Raw genomic sequence first — 23,986 nt, forward strand, 5'->3', positions numbered from 1 at the left:
TCGTGCAGCGATCAGCGGATCGGCGGCGCGTACTGCAGACCGCCCTTGTTCCAGAGCTGGTTCAGACCGCGCGCAATCTGCAGCTTGGACCCTGCGCCGACGTTGCGGTCATACATCTCGCCATAATTCCCGACCGCTTTCACGATGCGCGAGAACCAGTCCTTGGTGAGGCCGAGCTGCTCGCCGAGATTGCCGTCGGTGCCGAAGGCGCGCTTGAACTCGGGCTTGTCCGACTTGGCCATCTCGTCGACGTTCGCCTGCGTCACGCCGAGCTCCTCGGCGGTGACCAGCCCGAACAGCGTCCACTTGACGATGTCGAACCACTGATCGTCACCGTGACGCACCATCGGGCCCAGCGGCTCCTTCGAGATCACTTCCGGCAGCACGACGTGATCGGCCGGATTGGACAGCTTCAGCCTCTCGGCGTAGAGGCCCGAGACGTCGGTGGTAAACACGTCGCAGCGGCCGGATTCATAGGCCTTCACAGTCTCGTCGGCGCCGGCGAACGCGATCACCTCGTACTTCATCTTGTTGGCCTTGAAGTAGTCGGCGAGGTTCTGCTCGGTGGTGGTGCCGGTCTGCACGCAGACCGAGGCGCTGTTGAGCTCGAGCGCAGAATTGACCTTGAGGGCCTTCTTCACCATGAAGCCCTGGCCGTCATAATAGGTCACGCCGGCGAAATTGGCGCCCAGCGAGGTGTCCCGCGACAGGGTCCAGGTGGTGTTGCGCGACAGCACGTCCACTTCGCCCGACTGCAGTGCGGTAAAGCGGTCCTTGGCGGACAGCGGGACGAACTTCACCTTGGTCGGATCATTGAAGATTGCGGCGGCGATGGCGCGGCAGACGTCGACGTCGATCCCGGTCCAGTTGCCCTTGTCGTCGGGCGACGAGAAACCAGGGAGGCCCTGGCTGACGCCGCAGGCGAGCATGCCACGATCCTTGACGGTCTTGAGCGTTTCGGCCTGGGCGCCGACGCTCGCCAGCACCGGGGCGAGAGCAAGAGTGAGAGCCAGAGTGACGCGTTTCATAAATACAGCCTTTCGCGGTCGTCCTTGGGGAGCGATGAAGTCTCAGCGCGCAGGGGGGCCCGACCTGAATCCGCGTTGCAAACGCCATACCAAGAATATGGCGTACACCATGCACGACGAAGCCGTGCAGGCGAGATGAAGCGGAAATCGCGGCAAGCCCCTCAACGTGCAGCGATCGAATTGCCCCGGCATCACAGAACGACTGGCGGTCCGGGTCAAGGGGTTGACGGGCCTGTTCTGCATTCTGTTATTAACGACCGCAGTGCTGCCCGATTTCGAGCTATCCCGGCAGGTTAAGAGAGAAAAGACACGCGAATGGCATCATCGAATGACCCCGCTGCGGCGGTGCGACAAAACGTCGAAACACGGCTGATCACGGCGGGGCGGGATACGAAGGCGCAGCACGGATTCGTGAATCCCCCCGTCGTTCATGGTTCGACGGTTCTGTATCCAACCGCCGAGGACCTGCACGCACACCGCGGCGAATTCCAGTATGGCCGCCACGGCACGCCGACGACGAAGGCCCTGCAGCAGGTCCTGATGACGCTGGAGGGACCGCAATGCGCCGGCGTCGGCATCGCACCATCCGGCCTTGGGGCAATCTCGACCACGCTGCTGTCGGTGCTCAAGGCCGGCGACCACGTGCTGGTGTGCGACAGCATCTATCGTCCGACCCGCAATTTCTGCAACGGCATGCTGGCACGCTACGGCGTCGAGACGACCTATTTCGACCCATTGATCGGCCCAGGAATTGAGCAACTGCTCAAACCAAATACACGCGCGGTGGTTGTCGAGGCGCCCGGCTCGCAGTCGTTCGAAATGCCGGACATCCCCGCCATTGCCGCGGTCGCACATGCGCACGGCGCACTGGTCATCGACGACAACACCTGGGCGACGCCGCTCTACCACCGCTCCCTCGACCAGGGCGTCGACATCAGTATGCAGGCGGCCACCAAATATATCGGCGGCCACTCCGACATCATGTTCGGCACGATTTCGGCCAATGCGAAGGCGTGGCCGCTGATCGCCGAGGGCATTCGCCTGCTCGGCGTCTGCGCCGGCCCGGACGACGTGTTCCTCGCCCTGCGCGGGGTGCGGACGCTGGGCGTGCGCCTGGCGCAGCATCATCGCTCGGGGCTGGAAATGGCCCGCTGGCTCGCCGCGCGTCCCGAGGTGATCGAGGTGCTGCATCCCGCGCTGGAGAGCCATCCGGGGCATGCGATCTGGAAGCGGGACTTCACCGGCGCCTCCGGCCTGTTCAGCATCGTGCTGCAACCAAAGCCACAAGCCGCGGTCGATGCGATGCTCGACACGCTGACGCTGTTCGGAATGGGCTATTCCTGGGGCGGCTTCGAGAGCCTTGCGATTCCGTTCGACTGCGCGAGCTACCGCACGGCCACCACCTGGGCGCCGGGGGGGCCCACGCTGCGTCTGCATATCGGCCTGGAGAACGTGGAGGATCTCAAGGAGGATCTCGACCGGGGCTTTGCGGCGTTCAACGCGGCTTAAGCACGCTCGCAGCCAGCGGAGCGCCGCGCGATCGGGCAGCCGGGGCCGACAAATTGGCGTTGATGTCCCGCCGATTGGGGGTAGCCTGCGCGGCAAGGAAAGCTCGAACGAACGGAAATCATGGTTCTGCTCGATCTGATGGGCGGCGTGGCGTTGCTGCTGTGGGGCCTTCACATGGTCCACAGCGGCATTCTCCGCGCCTTCGGCCCGGATCTCCGGCTGCTGCTGTCGCGGGCGCTGCGCAACCGCTTCAGCGCCCTCGCTGCCGGCCTCGGTCTGACCGCTCTGCTCCAGAGCAGCACGGCGACCGCGCTGATCACGACCTCCTTCGCAGCGGAAGGCCTGGTCGGCCTGATCCCGGCGCTCGCGATCATGCTCGGCGCCAATATCGGCACCACGCTGATCGTCCAGGTGCTCTCGTTCAACGTGGCGGCGGTCGCCCCCATCCTGTTCGTGCTCGGCCTGGTGGCGTTCCGCAGTGGGCCGCGATCGCGCATCAAGGATCTCGGCCGGGTAGCAATCGGCCTCGGCCTGATGCTGCTGTCGCTGCATATTCTGATCGATACGTTGGCACCCGCCGAAGAAGCGCCAGCGATGCGCGTGTTCATGCAGGCGATCACGGCCGATGTCACGCTGTGCATCATCTTAGGTGCGCTCGTCACCTGGGTCGTGCACTCCAGCGTCGCCAGCGTGCTGCTGGTGATGTCGCTGGCCTATGCGCATTTCGTTACGGCCGATGCGGCGCTGGCGCTCGTGCTCGGGGCCAATCTCGGCAGCGCCGTCAACCCGGTGTTCGAGGGCGCGCACCGCGACAATCCCGCGAGCTATCGCCTGCCCGTCGGCAATCTCCTCAACCGCATCATCGGCGTCGCGCTGATCACACCCTTCCTGCATCCGCTCGCCAATTTGCTGCAATCGTGGCAACCGGATCTGTCGAAGCTGACAGCGCAGTTCCACATGGCGTTCAATCTCGGCACGGCCGTGGTCTTCATCGGCCTGCTGGGCGGCATGGAGAAGTTGCTCACGCGACTGTTTCCGGACCGCCCAGCCGAGGTCGATCCGGCGAAGCCGCGCTATCTCGACGAGACCGCGCTGGAAACCCCGTCGCTTGCGCTTGCGGACGCGGCGCGCGAGGCGCTGCGCATGGGCGATCTGGTCGAGACCATGTTGCGCAACGTCATGACCGCGATGATGACCAACGACCGTGGCCTCGTGGATCAGGTGTCACGCGCGGACAACGTCGTCGACCGGCTCGACGAGGCCATCAAGCTCTACATCACCAAGCTGACGCGCGGCAGCCTGGACGAGCGCGAGGGCAAGCGCGCGATGGAGATCATCTCCTTCGCGATCAACCTCGAGCATATCGGCGACATCATCGACAAGAACCTGAGCGAGCTCGCGACCAAGAAGATCAAACGCAGGTTCCAGTTCTCCGCTGAGGGCGCCGACGAGCTGCAGGCCTTTCATCGCCAGATCATGGAGGCGCTCCGCATCGCGTTCGGCATCTTCATGTCCGGCGATGCGCAGCAAGCCCACCAACTGCTCGATCAGAAAGCCGAGCTCCGCAACGCCGAACTCGGCGCGACCGAGCGGCACCTCGAACGTCTGCGCGAGGGCCGCTCGGAGACGCTGGAAACCACCTCGCTGCATCTCGACGTGCTGCGCGATCTCAGGCGTATCCACTCGCACATCTGCTCGGTCGCCTATCCCGTGCTCGACGCGGCCGGCGAGGTCGCGACCCGCCGCAGCGAAGCAGTCGAGAGCGCAGAGACCGCCGCCCTGCCCGCATCGTCGGCCCAGCCATTGCCGCGTTGAGTCTTGCGCGTCCTATCAGTGAAACTACTCTTCCGGTTTCACGACCACCGTCATTCCTGGGCAAGCGTCAATGTGCAGCCGCGACGCGGCTGCACGTGGCGATTGAACCCGGAATGTCGGCGGTGGTGAGACCCCTACGGCTCGATCAGTTGCTCAGCGTCTGCGATTCCCGCTGGCGGTTCTTGAAGATCAACATCACGTTGCGGACGTAGATGATGTTCGACAGCAGCTGGCCGAAGATGATGACCGGCTCGCGCTTCACGAGACCATAAATCAGCGTCATCAGCCCTCCCCCGATCGAGAAGAACCAGAATGCGAGCGGCACGACGCTCTTGCCCGCGCGCTCGCTGGCGATCCACTGCACCAGGAAGCGCGCAGCGAAGGCCAGTTGTGCGGCGAGGCCGAACACCAGCCAGAAATCGAACTTGGCGATGAAGATGTCGTAGAGATAGTTGCTGAACGCCTGCCCGAATTGAATCAGCATTACTTCACCTCGATCGCAACCGGCGTCGGCTTCTTGCGGCGGATCAGCCACCACACGCCGGCGAGATCCATGATCCCGATCCAGAGCCGGTCGAAGAACCCGTAGTTCGAGACACCGGAGTGCCGAGGCCGGTCGATCACGTCGACATAGGCGATGTCATAGCCCTCGCGCCGCACCAGCGCCGGCAGGAAGCGGTGCAGACCATCGAAATACGGCATCATCAGGAACACGTCGCGGCGAACCGCCTTGAGGCCGCAGCCGGTGTCACGCGTTCCATCGTGCAGCACCGCATTGCGGATCTTGTTGGCGAGCCGTGACTGCAGTTTCTTAAAGCCAGTATCCTTGCGGCCGACCCGCTGCCCTGCGACGAGGCCGACATGCGCACCGCCCTTTTCGAGCGCGGCGATGAGCTCGGGCAGAAAAGCAGGGTTGTTCTGCCCGTCCCCGTCGAGCGTCGCGACGACAGCGCCGTGAGCGGCGCGGATGCCGCTCCTGACAGCCGCCGATTGGCCGGAAGACGTCTCATGCCGCAGGACGCGCAGGTTCGGCCGCCGTGCCATTTCCTCGGCGAGCCGCTGCGCGGTCTCGTCGGTCGAGCCGTCATTGACGTAGATGATCTCGTACGGCCACAGACCATCGAGCGCGGTCGCGATCTCGCTGATCAGGGGCGTGATGTTGCCGGCCTCGTTGCGCACGGGAACGACGATGGAGACGGCAACGGGGGATTCGGTCGACAAGAGTTTGAGACTCGTAAGGGCGTGATCGGGCCGGTTCCTGCCCCGGGGCGCTCCGGCGGAGGCTTCTTATGGGGCTTGGGGCCCGCTATCAACCCCTTTAGCGCGGTACGATTTGGCCGTCCTTGCCGAGACGAAAGCCGAGCCGACGAGCTGCGAACCAGTAGCGGACGAGCATGGCGCAGGCCAATCCCACCACGGCGCCGGCGACCACGTCGCTCGGATGATGCGCCAGCAGCACCAGCCGACTCAAGGCGATCACGACGGCATAGATGAACATGGGAACGCGCAACCGCGGCCAGATGGCGGACATTGCAAAGGCCAGCGCGAAGGCCGTCACCGCATGCGCGGACGGCATACTGAAATAGGCCGGCGTGCCGTTGAACGGGTCGAAATTGAAGGCATTCGCCTTGCCGCCGACGAAGGGGCGGCCGCGGCCGATGATGTATTTCAGCACTTGGGCAGCAAGTACCGCGCTCAGCACCGCGAAGAAGGCGTATTGAACGTGAGTCGCGAAATTCAGCAGACGGCTGCGGCTGGCTTCCGGCCACAGCGGCGCAATCAGGATCGTCGCGACGACGCCCACGGCCAACAGTCCCAGCACGTATTCATCCTGACCGAACTCGGTGATGATCCGCACCGGCCAAAGGCTCGGTGTTCCCCGCGCCGGCATCAGCCCGATCTCGTAAGCATCGAACGCGAACATCAGCACCAGGACCACACTCAGGCCGATGGCGCCGAGCAGGAGAAGCTCGCGCCCCAGGCGTTGCCGGCTCGCGGCCTCCGGCGCCGTTTGCGGCTGGCGAACCAGCCGGCCGAGCGAGAATTTGCCGACCAGCGCGAGCTGGGCGAAATAGCCTGACGATCGCGCGGGGCTGTCGGGCGCCGACATCTATTCGGTGCCCTCCGAGCGATAGATCGCGATCGAGACCGGACGGCCCTGCGAGATGTTGTAGCCGTCGATGCGCTTGGCGACGTTGTAGCGCAGCCCGATCGCTTCGGCCCGTTGCACGAAGGCGCGCTCGGTGCGCTGCTCGACCAAAGCAAAGCGGCAGGTGCCCTGGCTGAGGAAGTCGGCAGCGCCGGAGCCGTCGGTGAGTTGCGTCGACGACCCCGTCATGAAGACAAGGCTCGGCTCGTGGAAGCCTGCCGCCGCCGCCTTCGGCCCGACGCAGACCACGTTGCGGAGAGCGCGCGCAATCTCCGCGCTGGGAAACAGCGGCGTCAGCGCCGGCAGCACGGCGCCGTACACCACGAACGCCAGGAACATCGCCGCCACGCCGGCATTCAAGAGCGAGCGCTCGGCACGGCCGTCGTCATAGAGCCACCAGGCGAACAGGCCGAAGATCAGCGACGCCGCGACGAACGGCCAGGCCAGGAACACCGGCTGGTGCGTGACGATGATGGCGCCAATCACGGCCACCACCGAGGTGATGGCGGGAATCGCAAACCACCAGGCGGCGCCGCGCCGCAGCCAATTGCGCGCCAGCACCCGCCGCTCCAGCGCGCCCACCGTGAGGATCGCGATCGCCGGATACAGCGGCAGCACATAATGCGGCAGCTTGGTCAGCACCGCCTCGAACACGATCCAGGACGGAAGCAGCCAGGCCAGCAAGAACTGCGCCCCCGGCTCGCGCCGCGCGCGCCACACCGCAGGCGCCGCCATTGCGGCCAGCGGCGCGCCGGGCCAGAAGGTGATGAACAACAGCAGCAGATAGAGGCCCGGCGGCGCGCCATGCGACTCCTGGGCGCCGATCTTGCTCAGCATGTCGCCGCCGACGGAGTCGGCGAAGAAGGTGTCGCCGGCGCGCAGGAAGATCAGCACGAACCAGGGCAGCACCAGCACCAGCATCCACATCAGTCCCCACAGAGGGCGCAGACGCGATAGCCAGCCGGCGCCGCGATCCATGATCGCCAGGGCCACGATCGTCAGTCCCGCGAACATCAGGATCAGCGGGCCCTTGATCAGGATGCCGCCGGCGAGCGCCGTCCAGAAGATCGCAGGCGGTCCCCAGGGCGGATGCACCGGATCCTCGCCGCGCTGCCACGACAGATAGACGCGCGCCAGCGCACCCATGGCAGCCACCACGGTGAACAGCAGCATCGCGTCGGTCTTGGCGAGCCGGGCTTCCACGCCGAGCAGCACCGAGCAGCACATCAGCAAGGCGGCGAACACGGCGCCGCGCCGTGTCACGAAGGAGAGCGCGGTCCAATAGGTCAGCAGCACCGCGCCGATCGCGCCGATCAGCGAGGGAATGCGGTAGACCCAGATGCGCAGTTGCGCACGCGGCAGACCGATCGCCGACGCCGTCTCGACCGCGGCCGATTGCAACCAGTAGATGCCGACCGGCTTCTTGTAGCGCACGTCGTCCTGGAAGCGGATGTCGACGTAATCGCCGCTCTCGACCATCTGCTTGGTCGCCTGGGCGAAGCGCGCCTCGTCGCGATCGATCGGCGGGATCGTGAAGAAGCCCGGCAGGAACAACAGCAGCCCGCAGACGAGCAGGAACGCCGCCGCCCTGGTGTGGTTCACGGTGACGGCATCGATCATCCGCACCAGCCGATTGCCTGGATTGACCAGGTTCTTCGGCTCGCGTGGCTCTCCAAAACGGGGGCGGGCATAGGTCTCGACCATGGGGTTCCGAATACGCTGAAACCGCCATGTCGACAACCGCTTAGCGAACCCTCACTGGATTCTGACCACAACTGTGTCCGCAGCGCCCGTGGCGTCGATCACGGTGAGGCGGGCAAAGCCCGGCCCGGGCGGATCGATCAGGCGCTGGCGGCGGCTATCGATCTCGCCGACGGCCAGTCCATTGACCAGCATGGTCAGCGGCAGCACGCCGCCCGACACTTTCACCGGCATCACCGATGCCTCGCGTCCCGCGGATCGGTCGACATCGATGCGCGAGCCGTTCGGCGGGAACTGGATGTGCGGCGCCTGTTCGGCGCCGGTCCGCACCAATTCGCCGATCGGCCGGAACCGGCGCAGCGGCAGCGGCAACTTTGAATTGCTGGCGACCAGCGCCCCCTTGGGCGGCTTCGGCAATGTTGCTGGCAGCTTGCCACTGCGGGCAAAAGCGTCGAACAGGATCGGCGCCGCGGCGACGCGACCGATCAGGCCGGGCACCGGCGCGCCATCAGGCCGGCCGACCCAGACGCCGATCGTGACGCGGCCGTCGAAGCCGACCGACCAAGCGTCGCGATAGCCGTAGCTGGTACCGGTCTTGAAGGCGATCCGGTTGCGGGCTGCGTTTTCCGGCGGCGGCGTCCCCAGCAGCACGTTGCCGACCTGCCAGGCGGCCGCCGAATCCATCAGCCGCATCGGCTCGCGCGCGCCGTCAGTCCCCTCAGCCGTCATGATCTCGCGCAGCGGCCTGGTGGTGCCGAGGCGCGGAAAGCCTGCATAGAGCTGGGCGAGGTCCTGCAGGGTCACGCCGACGCCGCCGAGCCCCATCGCAAGGCCGGGCGCCTCGTCCTTCGGCAGCACCAGATTGCCGCCGGCCTGCTTCAGCCGCGATGACAGCCGGCTCGCCCCGACGCGATCGAGCAGCACGATCGCCGGCACGTTCAGCGACAGCTGCAGCGCCTTGCGCACCGGCACCGTGCCCTGGAACGTCATGTCGAAATTCTCCGGCGCGTAGGAGCCGAAGCGCACCGGGCGATCCTCGATCAGGCTCTCCGGGTGCACGAAGCCGTCCTCGAAGGCGAGTCCATAGATGAACGGCTTCAGGGTCGAGCCCGGCGAGCGCACCGCGCGGGTCATGTCGACCTGCCCTGCCCGCTTCTCGTCGAAGTAGTCGGCCGATCCGACATGGGCGAGCACGTCGCCGCTGTCATTGTCGACCACGATGATGCCGACCGAGACGTTCGGTCCCAATGCGATGGCGCGATCGCGCGCCAGCGGCTCCAGCACTTTCTGCAGCGACGCATCGAGCGTCAGGCGGATGATCGGCTGATCCTTGACGGCCGCCGAGGCCTGGTCGGCGGCATGCGGCGCCAGGATCGGCATCGGCTTGCGGAAGGCCGGAACGGCTTGCGCCTTTGCCTGCGCCGCGTCCTCGGCGGAGATCACGTTCTCCGACACCATGCGGTCGAGCACGCGGTCGCGGCCGCGTCGAGCGGCCTCGGGATGCCGGTCGAGCCGCCGCGTCTCCGGTGACTGCGGCAGCGCCACCAAGAGGGCCGCTTCCGCCAGTGACAGCCGCTTCGGCTCCTTGCCGAAATATGCAATCGAGGCGGCGCGAATGCCTTCAAGATTGCCGCCATAGGGCGCCAGCGTCAGGTAGAGATCGAGGATCTCGTCCTTGCTCAGCTCTCGCTCGAGCTCGAGCGCGCGCACGATCTGCCGGAGCTTGGCATGCAGCGAACGCTGCCGCCGCGGCTCGAGCAGCCGCGCCAGCTGCATCGTGATGGTCGAGCCGCCGGAGACGATGTGGCCGTGCGAGCCGAGCTGGATGGCCGCCCGCACCAGCGCGCGCGGATCGACGCCGTGATGGTCGAAGAAGCGCTGGTCCTCATAGGCCAGCAGCAGCTTCAGATAGGTCGGATCGACGTCTTTTTTGGCGCTGACCGGCAGCCGCCACCGCCCGTCCGCCATCGCATAGGCACGCAGCAGCTTGCCGTGGCGATCGACCACGGTGGTCGAGACCGCCCTCGCCTCGCCCAGCGGCAGCGGGCCGAGGGAGATGGTCCAGGCGGCGACGGAGACCGACGCGACCAATGCGAGCGCAATGGCGAACAGCCGTTTGACGCCCCGCCCTCTCCTGCCGTCATGGCCGGGCTTGTCCCGGCCATCCACGTCGTTCGGAGCGCGCGGAGCGACCGGGCATGGCGGAGTGTGGAGGTCCGTCTTGCCACCCAGCTCACGATCGCTCGTCCCACCCTCGCTCATTTGGCCGCGCGGACCTCCACCGAGCCCGTGCCCGTCCGACCATAGCGCGAGGGATTGTACATGTCCTCAACATAGGCCTGCGGCAGCACGTATTTGCCGGGCGACACCGCGCGCACGACGTAGGCGACCGTGAACACCGACTTGGAATCCGCGGCGCGGTCGAGCGCGGCGGTGAAGCGGTCGTCGCGGAACTCGGTGTTGACCGGTTCCTGGCCGTCCTCGATCCAGTCCAAGGTGCCGCTGTCACCCGACGACACCAGGTGCGGATTGTCGATCTCAAGCCCCGCCGGCAGATAGTCCGACACCATGATGTGGCCGTACTCCGGCTTGGCCTCGGTGACCTTCAGCACGACAGCGAAACGGTCGTTCTGCTTCGCGGTTCTGATATCGGCCGGCTTGCCGTCGAGCGTGTAGTAGCCGCGCTCGATCTTGAAACCGTTCGACGCGGCCGGCTCCGGCGTCAGCGGCGAGCCGGAGACCGAGACCACTGCCTGCACCGGCGCATCACCGGTGTTGGTGATCTTCAGCGGCTGGCCTGAGAGCTCCGCCGCCTTGTAGCTGCGGTACATCGCCTGCTTTACGGCCTGGCCGTTGATGTCGAGCGTCAGCGTCTCCTTGGCCAGCGCGCGCGCCGCCAGCACCATCCACGCATTCTCCTGCGTCGAGGTGTACGGCGTCAGCCCGCGCGCGGCTTCGACACGGGCGACGGCCTGCCTCAACGTCGCCCGCGGCGCATTGCCCTCGCCCGCCAACGACACCAGCGCCGCTGCATCGCGCAGGTCGGAGCCGTAATCGGTGCGGCCGAACACCAAGACCGGCTTCGGCGCGAGGCTGTCGGCCGCGGCGGCATAGACCCGCTCCGCACGGGCGCGGTCGCCGACCAGCGCCAACGCCGCGGCAAGCTGCGCCTTGGCGATCGGGGTGGCGAGATTGCCGAGCTTGGTGTCGGCGAGATACCGCAGGTCGCCGATCGGCGCCGCGCCATTGCGCGCCAGCACGTAGAGGCCATAAGCGAGATCGCGGCCGCCCGTCTTCTCCGGCTCCTCGGCATTGACGACCGAGTTCCTGATGCGGTCGAGCGCGCTCTTGAACAGTACGTCCGGCACCGCAAATCCCTTCTCGCGGGCGCGGGTCAGGAAGTCCGTCACATAGGCATCGAGCCAGGGATCATCGCCGCCTGCCGACCACAGCCCGAACGAGCCATTGGATCCTTGACGTGCAAGGAGCCGGTCGATGGAGTCACGGATCCGCTGGTCGACCTCGGTGTCCATGGCGAGATGCGCGCCGACCGCGAGCTCGTTGACATAGAGCAGCGGCATCGCGCGGCTGGTGATCTGCTCCGAGCAGCCATGCGGATAGCGGTCGAGCGCCTTGAGGATGGTCGCCGCATCGAGCGCGGTCGAGAGCCCCGCCGACAGCGACACCGTGCCGGTGCCCGCCACGAGATCGGAGAACATGTCCGATGTCAGCGTCAGGCTTTCACCCTTCGCGAGTGTGCGGATCGAGCGACGCGCCAGTACCTGGGTCGCCGGCTTCACGTCGAACTGATAGTGCCGTGCCAGCGCCAGCCCATTGGGGCCCTTGATGTCGACATCGAGCTGCGCCTGCCCGGTGCCACTGGCGTCCAGCGACAGGGTCGCCGACGCCCGCTGCTTGGCCGCGAGCTTCATCGTGACGTTGGCATTGCCGGACACCTTGACCGGACCGCCCGCCTTCACGCTGACGACATAGTCGCCGGGCGCACCTTCGACATTGTCGACATCGAACGACAGCGTGCCGCGATCGCCTGACAGGAGGAAGCGCGGCAGGGTCGCGGTCAGCACCACGGGATCGCGCACAGTGACGTCGACATTGGCGCGGCCAACTTTGGTGGCGCTCCACGCCACCGCCATCACCCGCGCTGTGCCGGCGAACTCCGGAATGTCGAAGCTGACCTCGGCAGTTCCGTCTGGCCCGACAGTGACGATGCCCGAATACAGCGCCAGCGGCTTCTGCGTCGGTGGCGAGCCCTGCAGCTCGGCGCCGCCAGAGTCACCGCCAGAGCGGATCTGGCCGCGCGTGCCCTGCATGCCGTCGATCAACTGGCCATAGAGATCGCGGATCTCGGCCGAGAGCTGGCGCTGGCCGAGATAATAGTCGTCCGGCGCCGGCGGCTTGTAGTTGGTGAGGTTGAGGATGCCGACATCGACCGCCGCGATGACGATCTTGGCGTCCTCGCCGGGGTTGAGCCCGCCGATCTTGACCGGAATCTTCAACGCCGAGCCCGGACGCACCAGCGCCGGCGGCGTCAGCGCCACGTTGAGCGTGCGCGCCGACTTGTCGATACCGAACCAGGCGACGCCGAGCGCACGGCCCGGCATGCGCTGCGCGGCCGTATCGAGCGGACGGCGCAGCGTCGTCACGACATAGGCGCCAGTGCCCCAGTCCTTGCCGACCGCGAGCTTGACCTGGCTGGTGCCTTCCTTGACCTCGAGGGTCTGCGTCGTCAGCAGCCGGTCGCCGAGCACGTTGACCGTGAGCTTGCCGGCGGTGCGCGCATTGACCGTCACCACCATGGTGTCGCCCGAAGCATATTGCGGCCTGTCGAGCGAGGTCTCGAGCAGGTCCGGCGTATCCGCGCTGCCGTCGGTGTACCAGCCGACGTCGAACTGCAGCGACGTCACCGGACCGTCGGCATCCGCCGACTTGACGTCGAGGCGATAGCGCCCGGCCTCCGGCAGGAAGCTCAGCCGCGCCGGCTTGTTGGCGGCGATCGTGACGTCGCCATCGCCGACCCGGCGCGTCGACTTGACCGGCTCGTAATTCCAATAGGCGTTCTGCCGATACCACTGGTACCGCGACTCGATCTTGAGCAGCTCATAGCGCAGGCCGTTGCGCGCCAGCGTCTTGCCCTCGGGCGAGACGAACACGACGTCGAACTCGGCCTTGTCGCCCTCGCCAACGCTTTTGCCGGTAAACGACGGCTTGATGCCGATCTGCGCGGCCTTGGGCGCCACCGGGAGCACCAGCTTGCGCTCGACGGCGCGGCCGCCGGTCTCGGCCATGCGCACATAGATCTGCGCCTCCTGCGGCCGGCTCGAGGATGGCGGCTTGGCCAGGCTCACGGGGAACGTCGCCGCCCCCTTGTCGTCGGTCTCGGGCATGCCCTCGATCGGCGTGCGCTCGTTGGAGGCGCTCTCCTCGTCGGCGACGCCGAACTGATAGCCCGGGAAGCCCGGCCGCTCGGAGGCGGTGGTGACCAGGAGGTCGCCTTCGAGCTGCAGGCCGGAGGCCGGCGCGCCATAGAGGAAATGGCCGTCGACCTTCACCTCCACCGGAGTCTCAGCCTTGATCTGCTTGTCCTTGGACGACAAGTCGAATTCCAGCCGCTCGGGGACGTAGTCCTCGACCATGAAGGTGGTCTCGCCGACGGACGCCCCCTTGGGATCGGTGAAGGCGCGCACGCGGTAGGTGCCGGTCGGCACCGCCGAATTCAGCGCCACACTGAACGACCGCCCGCCGGCACCCTGGTCAGGCAGCACGGCGCGGCGGAACTCGACTCCATCCGGGCGCTCGACCACCAGCGTCAGCGGCGTGCCGGTCATGGCGTTGCCCTTGCCGTCGCGCAGCAGCGCCGTGAGGTAGACGGTCTCGCTGGACCGGTAGACGCCGCGCTCGGAATACACGAAGGCGTCCGGCCCGGCCGGCGCCTCGCGGCCGGACACGCCACGGTCGGAGAGATCGAAGGCGGTCGTCTTCAGGCTGAGGAAGGCGTAGTCGGCTTTCTCGCCGACCACCGTCAGCATCGCCGGCGACAGCCCGCCCTCGCCCCGCGCCAGCCCCGTCTCGAAAAGCGCGTGCCCGGCCTCATCGGTCCTGCGGTTCGCCAGGATCTCGTTGTTGCGCGCCACCAGCCTCACCTCGGCGCGCGCCACCGGATCGGTGGACGCCAGCGAATTGACGAACACATGGATCCCGTCATTGCCGGAAAACGCGGCGACACCGAGATCGGACACGATGAACCATTGCGTGGCGAGCTGGCCGCCGCTGTCCTCGTCATTGCCGCTGGTCGGGCCCTTCGGCGCGGCCGTCATCACATAGACGCCCGGCTGCATGTCGCTGAGCGCCTGATCCACCGGAAAGGCGGTGGTGACGTCCTGGTTCAGGGTCATCGCGGTCGAGAGCTCGCCGCTCCACACCTTCATGCCGCGGTCATTGCCGAGATCGGTGAGCTGGTAGCTCGACAGCGGCCGCTGGAAGTCGCTGTCGATGACGGTGTTGATCAGGTTGCGGTCGCCGATCCGGAAGACGTTGATGTTGACGGCGGGCGTGTTGACGCTGACCAGCGGAATGCCCTTCTGGCCGGTGCGCGGCAGCACATAGGCCTTGCCGGTGAAGCGCACGAACGGCTTGCGGTCGCGGACATAGATGTTGAACTCGGCCGATTTCGGCAGGCTTTCCTTCACGCCTGACGGCAACCCGGCACGCAGGTTGATGTTGTAGCGCTCGCCATGCTTGAGGCCCTCGACGCAGAGCTGCTTGTCCTCCGCGGTCAGCGCCGGCTTGTCGGTGCCGGCCTGGGCCACGAACGGCGAGAAGTCGGTGCGCTTGGCGAGATCCTCGGAGAACTGGAAGCAGGCCCGCGGGCTCGCCGAGTCCGAGTCAACGGTATAGTCGAGCAGCTTGAAGCCGTGCTCGTCGCGCATCCGCTCATACTGTCCTCGGACGTCGGCGATCTCGCGCAGCTCGAGCGACATCCTGAGTGTATCGAGCGCCGGCCGCCACAGCTTGCGCTCGGCCATGGTCTTGCCGAGCACGGCGAGCGCGTCCGCCTCCTCGCCGGCATTGCCGGCGCGCTGGTAGGCGATGTAGGCCGCCGTCGAGGCGCGCTCCAGCAGGAAGGTCTGCTCCGACGAGTTGATCGGCTTGATCTGGTTGAGCACGGTGCGCGCCAGCCGCAGCCAATTACCGGAATCATCCGGGGCCACTGTGGCGATCTGTCCGAGGATTTGCAGACCCGTTCGGAGGTCGTTGCGGCGCAGCGCAGCATCGGCGTCGGTGCGCAAGGTCGCGAGCGGCTTGTTGACCGCCCCCGCCTCGCTCTTGATCTGCGCCTCCAGCTTGATGGCGGCGTCGGCCAAGTCGTCGCGCTTGAACGCCTTGTCGGCGGCATGGGCGGACACGAGGCCGAGCACCATGATGGCGCAGAGGGCGGCGGCGCGAACCAGACCGATCATGGGACAGCTCCTTGGACGGCTCTTTGAAAGTTCTCTGGAAAGATTTCCGGACAGGTCCTGGCGGTGCACGGATCGACGCCCGTGTTTGGCCGATTGGTGGCGAGAATGGACGCGAAATGGTGACGGACTGATGGCAAGAGTTGTAGGGGCCAAGATAGCGACCCGTGGCCTTGGCTGCCATCGGCAGGCGGCCGCGGCCGGGAAAATCTGTTCATCAACGGCAATTCAAAGGACATGTTCACAGGACATGGCATACCGGCAAAGACCGCGGCAGCCGTTTGACCAGCGCCGCTGACGCGCGAACGGCCCTTGATGACCCTCCTCCGCCTCCGCTTGGTCGCCGCCGGCCCGTATCCGGTTCGGACGGTCTTGGCGAAACGGAAGATTTTTCATATGACCCATGCTATGGGATGGCCGTACCGGCGGGGCTTCGCCTCGGGGAGTCATCCCGCGACGTCCGCCCGTGCCGTTCACGTCGCGACGACGGTCCCATAGCTCAACTGGATAGAGTAGCGGATTTCTACTCCGCGGGTTGCAGGTTCGAGTCCTGCTGGGATCGCCAATCGCCACGCCAGCGCCATCGTGGCGCCCCGCCGCTCGTCCATTTCGAAACATTGCCGTGAACGACAGGGCGTGCGCACCCAAGCTTGCCTTCGTTTGGCGCATGCGTGGCCATGGCATTGGGGGGCTCGGTTGGCGAAACATGAAGCATCCCGGTTTCTGGTGAGAATTTTGCGGTCCAGATTCCGCGACCACAAGACGGAGCTTTCCGAGCTGCGGCGTCACATCCGGCGCGGCGACGTCGTCTGCGACATCGGCGCCAACAAGGGCAGTTTTCTCTACTGGCTGGCGCGGTGGTCGGCGCCGGGGCGGGTCGTCGCCTTCGAGCCCCAGCCGGACCTGGCCGAAAGATTGGCGCGGCTCTGCAAGCGGTTCTCGCTCGACAACGTCGTGGTCGAAGCGCGCGCCGTCTATTCGTGCTCCAGCAAGAAGACCCTGTTCGTGCCCGAGGGGCACCAGCCCGGGGCCTCGCTGCTCCGCCCCGCCGAGACCTCGAAGACGATCCAGGTGCAGACGACGTCGTTGGACGACTATCTCCCCGATACGGGAAACGTGTCTGCGATCAAGATCGACGTCGAGGGTGCCGAACTCGACGTGCTGCGCGGCGCCGAGCGCACCTTGCGCCGATGCCGGCCGTTGATCGTGGTCGAGTGCGACCACCGCCTAGCGACGCTCGACAGGGTGAAGGAGACGTTCTTGCTCCTGCGGGGTCTTGGCTATCGAGGCCAATTCCTGAGCCGCGGGAGATTGCTTCCGTTGTCCGGCTTCGACCCGGAGATCCACCAGCGCGCCGATGGCGAATGGTTCTGGAAGCGAAAGGACTACTGCAACAACTTCATCTTCAGGAGCTTGCACGCGCCCACGTCCTGAACTGCGGATGAGCCGGGCTGGTCGATGATGATGTCACAGTCGCTGATCAATCGCCCCTCCCCCGCGCAGGACGAAACATTCCGGGAGCCGATCGAAACCATTTCGCCGCGCCTACGAAGTCGTCGTGAAACAGACCCCCGGCATGTTGCCGAACATCAAATCGACCGTAGGGGTTACCGATGTCCGCGTTGCTGAGCTTCATTTTCGAATCCTATTGCCTGAGCTGCCGGGCGATGTTTCCAGAGCTCAATACCGATCAGTCGACCGTCGCGGAGTAGCTCGCGGCCGAGTGGCCGGAATTTCGATCCGAGATTGAGCCGCGCGGGCGCCGCCGGCTCACTTTGGCTGTCTGCTTGCAGACTGCTCGTCCGGAAAACCAACGCGCATCAAGCTTTGCTCTTCAGCTTAATGGCGGCTTCCATTTGACGCCGGCGCCCTTCATCCGCCACGTCTTGGGCGATGGAGTTGAACCATGTTTGAACTAGCCATGTTTGCCGCAATCTGTTTCATCGCCGCTGTCGCCCTCACGATCATTTACCAGCGGCGTCAGGACGTCCTCTACGGCCCCTATATCGCGGATGTCTCGTGGCCGACGGTGCTGCCCGACGACCGCATCGAAGCGTCGTCACCCTGAACCTGGATGTGCTCCCGGGAGGCACCGGGCAGGCCGTCGCGATCACGCCAGCGATGATTGCCGATCTGCATGACGCCCGGCTTCACAAGCCGATGCGCCCGCCGGAATCGTTGAGCAGCGCATCGAGCCGGTCTGGGCTCATCCTCTGTCCACCCGGAGTCTCTATGCTGACGCAGGCAGCGCCGAGACGCAGATAGGCGTTTGCCGTGAGCAGCGCATCCTGCGCGCTGCGGCACCTGATGGTGGCGATCGCGCTGGCGCTTTCGGCCCGGACGGTGAAGGACGCGGCGGCCATGAGGGGCGGGCTCGTCTGTAAGCGGCGGCTGAAATGAAGCCGAAGCTTATGCGACGGAGCCCGACGGTATCATTGAGGCGGATCAAAGCCGCCGGTCCCAGGCTTCGCTATGGGCGTCCCGCTCAGCTCCGATTCAGCGACAGGCTGATGCGGGTGACGATGCCGTCCCAATCGCGCTCCCAGGCCCGGGGGTAGTTGATCAGCACGCAGTGGACATAGCCCCCAACGAAGTTGCAGCGATTATACCAGACGTAATCGCCCTTGTAGCTCGACACCGCGAAGAAGCGCGAGGTGATCCGCTTGTACTGGATGTTCGGCGGCGGGTTCTTCTGGGCGAGGAATCGCGCCGGCGACTCCCGGGTGTCATTGGGCATCGACTGCACGGTCAGATTGGCGCGACCGTCCGCGGTCTGGAAGCGCTGGCCATAGCCCCCGGGTTGGCCCGCCGTGTCGCTGAAGATCGAGACGGGAATGTCGACCGACGTGCCGGTCTCCGGGATCCTATAGGTGTTCCAGCGCACCGATTCGGCCGGCGCGGCGTTGCTCCAGCACGCGGCGCATGCAAGCACAGCCATGGCCTTGATGATCGGATTCATGTCTGTCGTCCCCAACGGCTTGAGAAAACATGACGTTGAACCACCTTCGCGGCTCAGCGAAGGCAGCGTCCGCCATCAGCGGCAGGCGAACGCGCGACCCCAGTCGAAGGTTCATGGCTCCCGCAGGTCCCGTGCTCGATCGCTCCTCATCATTGAACCTGGGATGGAGCGACGTTCCGGGTTGCCGTCGGACCGTCGCCAGCCACGAGTTCGTGCGTCCCGGTCTCGGAGGGCTGCCCCAGTCTCCGCAAGAACGCATCCAGTTGCGGCGCGAGTTGCGAAAGGACAAACCTCGACCCTTCCGGGGTGAAATGGATGGTGTCCCAAACAATCGGCGTTTCCGCGTCGATCGTCAGCGGGCAACGCCTCTTGCTGCAAATCGTGTCGAGAATGGAAACGTATTGAACGAGCGGATACGCGCTGGCGATCTCCTTCAAGCGGTCGTCCGCCTTGAACGCCCCCTCTCGCGGCAAGAGCGAATTGCCGATTGGGACGTGCGTCTGCTCATGGTTGAACAACGTCGAAGCCAAGGGAGCGGGGAACTCGATCGAAGGACCGAGGAGCAGAACTGGAACGCCGGCTTCCTGAGCTGCCGCCAGCAGCGCGTTCAAATACCGATCGACGCGCCGTGCAGGAGGCTGGCCGTAGGTTTCGAGATAGGCGCGCCAATTGCCGGAAAGAACGACGCCGTCAAAGCCGTGGGCCCTGATCTGATCGCGTAGCAGCTGATTGACGTCGTTGCAGTTTCGCGAGGTGCTCAGCTTGAGCTCGACGAACGGGGGACAGGCCGCTGACGTAAGCTGCAGAAGATGATAGGCATCGGAGGATAGGTAGCTGCGCAATCCCCAGGCATAATGTGCGGCGAGACTGTCGCCGGCGAGCAGAATGTTGCGCTTGTTTGCGGCCGGCTTCAGGCACGCATCAAAGTCGTAGGCCGATGGCGGCTCATCGGGCTGCAAGAAGCAGCTGTGCGCACGATAGAACGGCTCCATCGTCCGGGAATCGTACCGGAGCATTCGTGCCTGGGATTGCGGGAAGCGATCGGCGTAGCCGTCATGAGCGATGCCGTGAACTCCGACCGCGATCAGGACGACGGCAATGCCCGCGATCACCGGGGAGCCACGCACGCCAACCCACTCCGTTCGCGCGCGTGCCGGCCGCTCGACGATGACGTAAGAGAGATAGGCCAGCAGCAGCGAGCACAGCAGGAGCCCGGCGGTAGCAAACGCCGAGGTCGCGACATCGAGCGGCAGCGCGGCCCTGCCGAGGACGAACACCGGCCAATGCCAAAGATAGAGCGAATAGGACAGACGGCCGAGGAAGGCTCCGGTCTCGCGGAACGGCAGCCGGGGCCTGCCCTGCTCCTGATTGAAGGCGACAATATAGAACGCAGTACCGAGACAGGGAATCAGCGCATGCAACCCGGGGAATCGTGTCTCCGCGCGGAAGATGACCACGGGAATCAGCATGGAGCCCATGCCGGCTGTCGCAAGGATGAGACGCGCCTCGCTTCTGACCGGTGACCATCGATGCAGAAAGAACGCGATGCTTCCGATCAAAAACTCCCAGGCCCGCAGCGGGGCGATGTAGAAGGCGGCAGAGGGCGATTGCTTGATCCAAAGCTCATCGAGCACGCACAGCGCGACCGTTCCGGTGACGATCAGTCCGAGCGACAGCTTCGACGTTGGGTCGGGAAACAGCCTGCTCCAGAGCCAAGTCACGACCGGAAACAGGAAGTAGAACTGCTCCTCCACCGACAATGACCAAGTGTGGATGAGAACCTTCCCGATCGTTGGAAGATCGAAATAGCCGGTCTGCGACCAGAAGAAGATGTTCGACGAAAACAGAAGCGTAGAGACCGCGCTTCCGAAAAACATTCGGTAGTCGCCAGGAGGCGCAAAGAACCACGCGACTATCCCGGTGACGACAATCATCAGGTAGAGCGCCGGAAGCAGGCGCCGCGCCCTTCGTTCGTAGAAGGCGATGAACGAAAACGAATTGGATTGAATGCCGGTCCAGATGAGCCGGGAGATCACATAACCGGAGATGACGAAGAAGATATCGACGCCGACAAACCCGCCGCCAAAACCTGGCAACTCGAAATGAAATCCAATGACCGAAATCACGGCTACGGCGCGCAGCCAATCGATGTCCGGCCGGTACTCCAAAACCTTTGTGCGCGTCATGCTGGTAGCCTGGGCGGGCCATTCGCCCTAACGAGTTACCTGCTGACATGTCCGCAAATGGATTGCAACGTACCGAAACACACGGAAATACCGTTCTTGGTTGGTGTATCCGAATTGCCGCACCATCTCACGGCCCCGCCGCGTGGGGACGCCGACGGATCGCAGACCCAGCGGGAGGCCATTCGCCTGCGGGGGTCATCCCGCGAGCATCAAGAGAACTCGCACTCGGTCCCGATCCCGGTGCTGACTTCGAGGCGGTGATTGGAAGCCCGACGCGCCAGAGAGAATGGCAGCACCGTCAAGGCCAACATGCCGGCAAGCCGGATCATTCACTGCGCCAGCGCGCCCCCGCCCGACGCAGCTTTCGACACAAGGACCGCTTGTGTGTCCGTGACTGACCAGCCCTCCGCCTTGATTGCCCCGGCCTAGCAACGCGCTGTCGTCACGCGGGCAGACGTGCCGCGCGTACTCCCGCGATCATCATCCACGAAACGCCTGCCACGCTGACGCCTCAACTAGGCTCGACGCGAGACGCACGCGGGATCCACGCTCGATGATTGTGCGGCTGTTGTTTGATGAGCACACCCACCCGCGAGATTTCAGCGACCGCCTTCCGTCGTCACCACTCACATGATACCAGTCATGCCAAAGAAGCTGGCGAGCGAGTGGCGACATCGCCATAGCCGTTAACACCTCGCCACAAATCGGCCGAGGTCGAGGTGGGCTGCCTCTATACTTCGAGTTGCTTTTGCAACCGCATTGGCGTCGTACCTCGGACAGTGCTTATCGGCACCGGCCCGCGCAGGCTGAGCGCGCCTAAACCGCTTCCCTGAAGGAATTTGGCTTAAAAACGTGCGACGCCGCGTCTCCGCAACCTGGCAACTTCTTTCAACAGCCAAAACGTGCAACAATACTGCACGCAACTAATATCAACCTCAGATTTAATTTACTGATCATTTACTTTCCGCAACTTTGCCCCAAAAACTGCACGATGCTGGGTTCCTCTTTCACAATTAGAACTCTTCTGGGGCCCTACAAAAACCACCTCCCCAGAAACGGGATCTAACAACCTCGGATATACTTTTCAAAACTCACTCTCCGTCTTCGTTTCGCGTACAGAGGTCCCACAATGACAACACTCATCAAGGCTCTCCCGACCCATCTCGAAGAGACTCGTATCGACTCCGAGAAGCTGCGCACGATCCTGATGCTCTGCGGCGCCACTGCGTTTGGCTTCATTCTCCACGCCACCTACGGTCTCGATCTCAGCTACGCCTTCTTCTGATTTGATCAGTCTGCCGGTCGAGGCTGGCGGCTCTTCATTGCCGGACGCAATCGGCGTCGGTCCGGGCTCGCGGGGTTGTTGAACGGCCCCGCGCGTCGCCTTTTCGAAGTGATACGCGCCACGCGAAGAATATGGCAGATGCCGTCCATTGCAGGCTTGATCGTGCTTTTGCACAGCTTGGCCGCGCCGCTCCCACAATTCCGCCGCGACGACGCGACACGCTGAGGGTGTTGAGGATTGCGGTTGCTTGAGGACGAGTAGCGTCATGCGTTCACCAGTATATGATCTCTATCAGATGAAGCAGGATCGCTTGCCGAAAGGAGCTCGTTCGGCATGGCTGAGGACGAGGCCGAATGAGCCGCCGCCCGCCGCCGACGACTGGGTCTTCGTCGGCAAGGAACGGCATCCGAGCCGGTGGACGGTCGCGGAGATGAATGAAAAAGGCACCTGCTACCGCGAGATCCCGATCTGGCTGTCGAGCCGCCGCAGCATGATGGCTGGATCGGCGGCCGAAAGCGGCGCTCAGCCGCCGGCCGCCTGAGATTCATCGGAGATCGCTGACGATGGCCGCTACGCGCCACGTTCGTCAGCAAGCCTCGCCAGGGCAATGAACGGGATCGGCGGTCCTACGCGAGTTGGACGCCGTAATAGTCGTCGACCTTGCGCCCCGCCCCGGCATCCCCCCAGTCCCACTCACGCTCGTCGGAATATTTCGGCGCTCCTCGCAGTTGGTTCTCGGTCACGCCGGTAACGTAGCCGCCGAGTCGCGTGTCGTACTTCAGGGATTGCCAGGGCAACGGGTAGTGATCATTCCCAAGCCCGAGGAAACCGCCGAAGCCCAGGACGGCATACGAGACCCGCCCGCTCAGCTTGTCGATCATCACGCGTTCGATGGTGCCGATCTTGGTGTCGTCGGCGCCATAAACGACCGTGCCTTCGACCTTGTCGCTTCCAATCAGGTTGCCATATTCGCGTTCATCGAGCATCGACGTCATGTGGTCCTCCCGGTGCGAGTGGATCGATAACGTTCGGCCGTCACCGGCCGTTCCCAAGAGCCTGAAGCGCTCTCAGTCGGCCTCCGACGGGTTACCGTCCTGCTCGGGATGACGTGTCGCCTCGCGGGACGGAGCATCCGGAGATGTGGTCTTATGAACCTGCTGCGCACGCTCCTTGTCGGCGGGCTGATCCTCACCGCGTCCTGTCCTGACGATGCCTTGGCCTTGCTGCGCCATCGGATGGCTCTCCTTGGTTGGTGATCCACGAAGGGCGCCGGATTGGATAGCGCTGACGCCGCTGCGATTCGATCGAAACGACGCGGGCCGCGCCTGTTCGTTCCCTCCTTGAGCCAACAGGCCGCAGAGCCGACCGCGCATCTGGCGCAACACGGTGCTTTGAGCGATCCAAACGAAACGTTGGCGATCTCAGGCTGTTGACCACGTCCCTCGAGAGGAGACGTTCTGCCGGCGGCTGGTGCAACAGGCCGTCGAAGCACTCGGCGGACTCGACATTGTCGTCAATAACACCCGCGCGGCAGCAGACGCGTCAGTCGACCCTGGATGTCTCGTCCGAAGATTTCGACGCGACGATGAAAACCAATACCTATGCCCCGTTCTGGATCATCAAGGCCGCCCTGCCCCATCTGAAGCCGGGATCGGTCATCATCGGCACCTCGTCCGAGCAGGCCTATGATGGCTCTGCGGATCTCTACGACTATGCGCGAACAAAGGCGGCGACCCATGAACTATGTGAAGTCGTTGGCCAAGCAGCTCGGACCGAAGGCCATACGCGTGAACGCCGTCGCGCCCGGGCCGATCTGGACGCCGCTTCAGGTCTCCGGCGGGGCCACGATGGAGAAGATGGAGAAGTTCGGCTGCCGCTG

Annotated in this window: 18 protein-coding genes, 1 tRNA gene and 1 pseudogene; 8 read left to right on the top strand and 12 right to left on the bottom strand. The window is 64.8% G+C overall.

The window, feature by feature from the left end:
* Positions 1–11 precede the first annotated feature (11 nt).
* Positions 12–1,028 carry an amino acid ABC transporter substrate-binding protein gene (locus tag QX124_RS14025; protein ID WP_315738050.1) on the bottom strand — a complete coding sequence of 339 codons (1,017 nt, stop codon included), beginning with the start codon at positions 1,026–1,028 and terminating at the stop codon, positions 12–14.
* 315 nt (positions 1,029–1,343) lie between these two features.
* On the opposite strand from QX124_RS14025, the gene metC reads away from it, so the two are divergent.
* Together metC and QX124_RS14035 are read left to right on the top strand one after the other, a co-directional pair.
* Positions 1,344–2,537: a cystathionine beta-lyase gene (gene metC, locus QX124_RS14030; protein WP_315797456.1), complete on the top strand. Its 1,194-nt coding sequence runs from the start codon at positions 1,344–1,346 to the stop codon at positions 2,535–2,537.
* A 120-nt stretch (positions 2,538–2,657) separates the two neighbouring features.
* Complete coding sequence (locus QX124_RS14035; protein WP_315797457.1) at positions 2,658–4,352, top strand: Na/Pi cotransporter family protein; 1,695 nt, start codon at positions 2,658–2,660, stop codon at positions 4,350–4,352.
* Between the two features lie 145 nt (positions 4,353–4,497).
* Here QX124_RS14035 and QX124_RS14040 read toward each other — a convergent pair whose 3' ends face one another.
* From QX124_RS14040 to QX124_RS14065, 6 genes are all read right to left on the bottom strand, one after another.
* Positions 4,498–4,836 (bottom strand): lipid-A-disaccharide synthase N-terminal domain-containing protein, encoded by a 339-nt coding sequence (locus QX124_RS14040; RefSeq protein WP_172109779.1) that lies wholly within the window; start codon positions 4,834–4,836, stop codon positions 4,498–4,500.
* Positions 4,836–5,573 (bottom strand): glycosyltransferase family 2 protein, encoded by a 738-nt coding sequence (locus QX124_RS14045; RefSeq protein WP_315780016.1) that lies wholly within the window; start codon positions 5,571–5,573, stop codon positions 4,836–4,838. Before QX124_RS14045 ends, QX124_RS14040 begins: the two co-directional genes overlap by 1 nt.
* A 97-nt stretch (positions 5,574–5,670) precedes the next feature.
* Complete coding sequence (locus QX124_RS14050) at positions 5,671–6,462, bottom strand: phosphatase PAP2 family protein (RefSeq protein WP_315797458.1); 792 nt, start codon at positions 6,460–6,462, stop codon at positions 5,671–5,673.
* A complete protein-coding gene (locus QX124_RS14055; protein ID WP_315797459.1) occupies positions 6,463–8,205 on the bottom strand; it encodes a glycosyltransferase family 39 protein in 1,743 nt (580 codons plus the stop codon).
* A 51-nt stretch (positions 8,206–8,256) separates the two neighbouring features.
* Positions 8,257–10,371: a penicillin-binding protein 1C gene (gene pbpC / locus QX124_RS14060; RefSeq protein WP_315797460.1), complete on the bottom strand. Its 2,115-nt coding sequence runs from the start codon at positions 10,369–10,371 to the stop codon at positions 8,257–8,259.
* Between the two features lie 89 nt (positions 10,372–10,460).
* Complete coding sequence (locus QX124_RS14065; RefSeq protein ID WP_315797461.1) at positions 10,461–15,680, bottom strand: alpha-2-macroglobulin; 5,220 nt, start codon at positions 15,678–15,680, stop codon at positions 10,461–10,463.
* A 485-nt stretch (positions 15,681–16,165) separates the two neighbouring features.
* On the opposite strand from QX124_RS14065, the gene QX124_RS14070 reads away from it, so the two are divergent.
* The 3 genes from QX124_RS14070 to QX124_RS14080 all read left to right on the top strand — a co-directional run bounded on the left by QX124_RS14070 (position 16,166) and on the right by QX124_RS14080 (position 17,745).
* Positions 16,166–16,242, top strand: a tRNA-Arg gene (locus QX124_RS14070).
* Positions 16,243–16,373: 131 nt separating this feature from the next.
* Positions 16,374–17,111, top strand: coding sequence for an FkbM family methyltransferase (locus QX124_RS14075; RefSeq protein WP_315797539.1), 738 nt, complete (start codon positions 16,374–16,376; stop codon positions 17,109–17,111).
* Between the two features lie 472 nt (positions 17,112–17,583).
* On the top strand, positions 17,584–17,745 hold the full coding sequence (locus QX124_RS14080) for a hypothetical protein (protein WP_315797462.1): 162 nt from the start codon (positions 17,584–17,586) through the stop codon (positions 17,743–17,745).
* Positions 17,746–17,827: 82 nt separating this feature from the next.
* Here QX124_RS14080 and QX124_RS14085 read toward each other — a convergent pair whose 3' ends face one another.
* From QX124_RS14085 to QX124_RS14095, 3 genes are all read right to left on the bottom strand, one after another.
* Positions 17,828–18,040 (bottom strand): hypothetical protein, encoded by a 213-nt coding sequence (locus QX124_RS14085; RefSeq protein WP_315738059.1) that lies wholly within the window; start codon positions 18,038–18,040, stop codon positions 17,828–17,830.
* A gap of 122 nt (positions 18,041–18,162) precedes the next feature.
* A complete protein-coding gene (locus QX124_RS14090) occupies positions 18,163–18,636 on the bottom strand; it encodes a hypothetical protein (RefSeq protein ID WP_315759349.1) in 474 nt (157 codons plus the stop codon).
* Positions 18,637–18,785: 149 nt separating this feature from the next.
* The gene (locus QX124_RS14095; RefSeq protein ID WP_315797463.1) at positions 18,786–20,822 is read right to left on the bottom strand and encodes an acyltransferase family protein; all 2,037 of its coding nucleotides are present in this window, start codon (positions 20,820–20,822) and stop codon (positions 18,786–18,788) included.
* Positions 20,823–21,951: 1,129 nt separating this feature from the next.
* Here QX124_RS14095 and QX124_RS14100 point away from each other — a divergent pair.
* Entirely contained in the window at positions 21,952–22,107 is a 156-nt protein-coding gene (locus QX124_RS14100; protein ID WP_315738062.1) for a hypothetical protein, read from the top strand.
* 265 nt (positions 22,108–22,372) lie between these two features.
* Positions 22,373–22,648: a hypothetical protein gene (locus tag QX124_RS14105; RefSeq protein ID WP_315738063.1), complete on the top strand. Its 276-nt coding sequence runs from the start codon at positions 22,373–22,375 to the stop codon at positions 22,646–22,648.
* 85 nt (positions 22,649–22,733) lie between these two features.
* Here QX124_RS14105 and QX124_RS14110 read toward each other — a convergent pair whose 3' ends face one another.
* Entirely contained in the window at positions 22,734–23,102 is a 369-nt protein-coding gene (locus QX124_RS14110) for a PRC-barrel domain-containing protein (protein WP_315797464.1), read from the bottom strand.
* A gap of 72 nt (positions 23,103–23,174) precedes the next feature.
* Positions 23,175–23,339, bottom strand: coding sequence for a hypothetical protein (locus tag QX124_RS14115; RefSeq protein WP_315738065.1), 165 nt, complete (start codon positions 23,337–23,339; stop codon positions 23,175–23,177).
* A 211-nt stretch (positions 23,340–23,550) separates the two neighbouring features.
* Between QX124_RS14115 and QX124_RS14120 the strand changes: the two are divergent.
* Positions 23,551–23,978 (top strand): annotated as a pseudogene (locus QX124_RS14120) (SDR family oxidoreductase); the annotation flags it as partial.
* Positions 23,979–23,986 lie beyond the last annotated feature (8 nt).

Origin of the sequence: Bradyrhizobium sp. SZCCHNRI3043 (assembly GCF_032377735.1) — a bacterium.
Classification (GTDB): domain Bacteria; phylum Pseudomonadota; class Alphaproteobacteria; order Rhizobiales; family Xanthobacteraceae; genus Bradyrhizobium.

Coding starts and splice junctions, on each gene's coding strand:
- QX124_RS14025 (WP_315738050.1), bottom strand. CDS start 1,028: ATGAAACGCGTCACTCTGGCTCTCACTCTTGCTCTCGCCCCGGTGCTG.
- QX124_RS14100 (WP_315738062.1), top strand. CDS start 21,952: ATGACAACACTCATCAAGGCTCTCCCGACCCATCTCGAAGAGACTCGT.
- QX124_RS14055 (WP_315797459.1), bottom strand. CDS start 8,205: ATGGTCGAGACCTATGCCCGCCCCCGTTTTGGAGAGCCACGCGAGCCG.
- QX124_RS14110 (WP_315797464.1), bottom strand. CDS start 23,102: ATGACGTCGATGCTCGATGAACGCGAATATGGCAACCTGATTGGAAGC.
- QX124_RS14115 (WP_315738065.1), bottom strand. CDS start 23,339: ATGGCGCAGCAAGGCCAAGGCATCGTCAGGACAGGACGCGGTGAGGAT.
- QX124_RS14050 (WP_315797458.1), bottom strand. CDS start 6,462: ATGTCGGCGCCCGACAGCCCCGCGCGATCGTCAGGCTATTTCGCCCAG.
- QX124_RS14035 (WP_315797457.1), top strand. CDS start 2,658: ATGGTTCTGCTCGATCTGATGGGCGGCGTGGCGTTGCTGCTGTGGGGC.
- QX124_RS14095 (WP_315797463.1), bottom strand. CDS start 20,822: ATGACGCGCACAAAGGTTTTGGAGTACCGGCCGGACATCGATTGGCTG.
- QX124_RS14090 (WP_315759349.1), bottom strand. CDS start 18,636: ATGAATCCGATCATCAAGGCCATGGCTGTGCTTGCATGCGCCGCGTGC.
- QX124_RS14065 (WP_315797461.1), bottom strand. CDS start 15,680: ATGATCGGTCTGGTTCGCGCCGCCGCCCTCTGCGCCATCATGGTGCTC.
- QX124_RS14040 (WP_172109779.1), bottom strand. CDS start 4,836: ATGCTGATTCAATTCGGGCAGGCGTTCAGCAACTATCTCTACGACATC.
- QX124_RS14105 (WP_315738063.1), top strand. CDS start 22,373: ATGCGTTCACCAGTATATGATCTCTATCAGATGAAGCAGGATCGCTTG.
- QX124_RS14080 (WP_315797462.1), top strand. CDS start 17,584: ATGTTTGAACTAGCCATGTTTGCCGCAATCTGTTTCATCGCCGCTGTC.
- metC (WP_315797456.1), top strand. CDS start 1,344: ATGGCATCATCGAATGACCCCGCTGCGGCGGTGCGACAAAACGTCGAA.
- QX124_RS14085 (WP_315738059.1), bottom strand. CDS start 18,040: ATGGCCGCCGCGTCCTTCACCGTCCGGGCCGAAAGCGCCAGCGCGATC.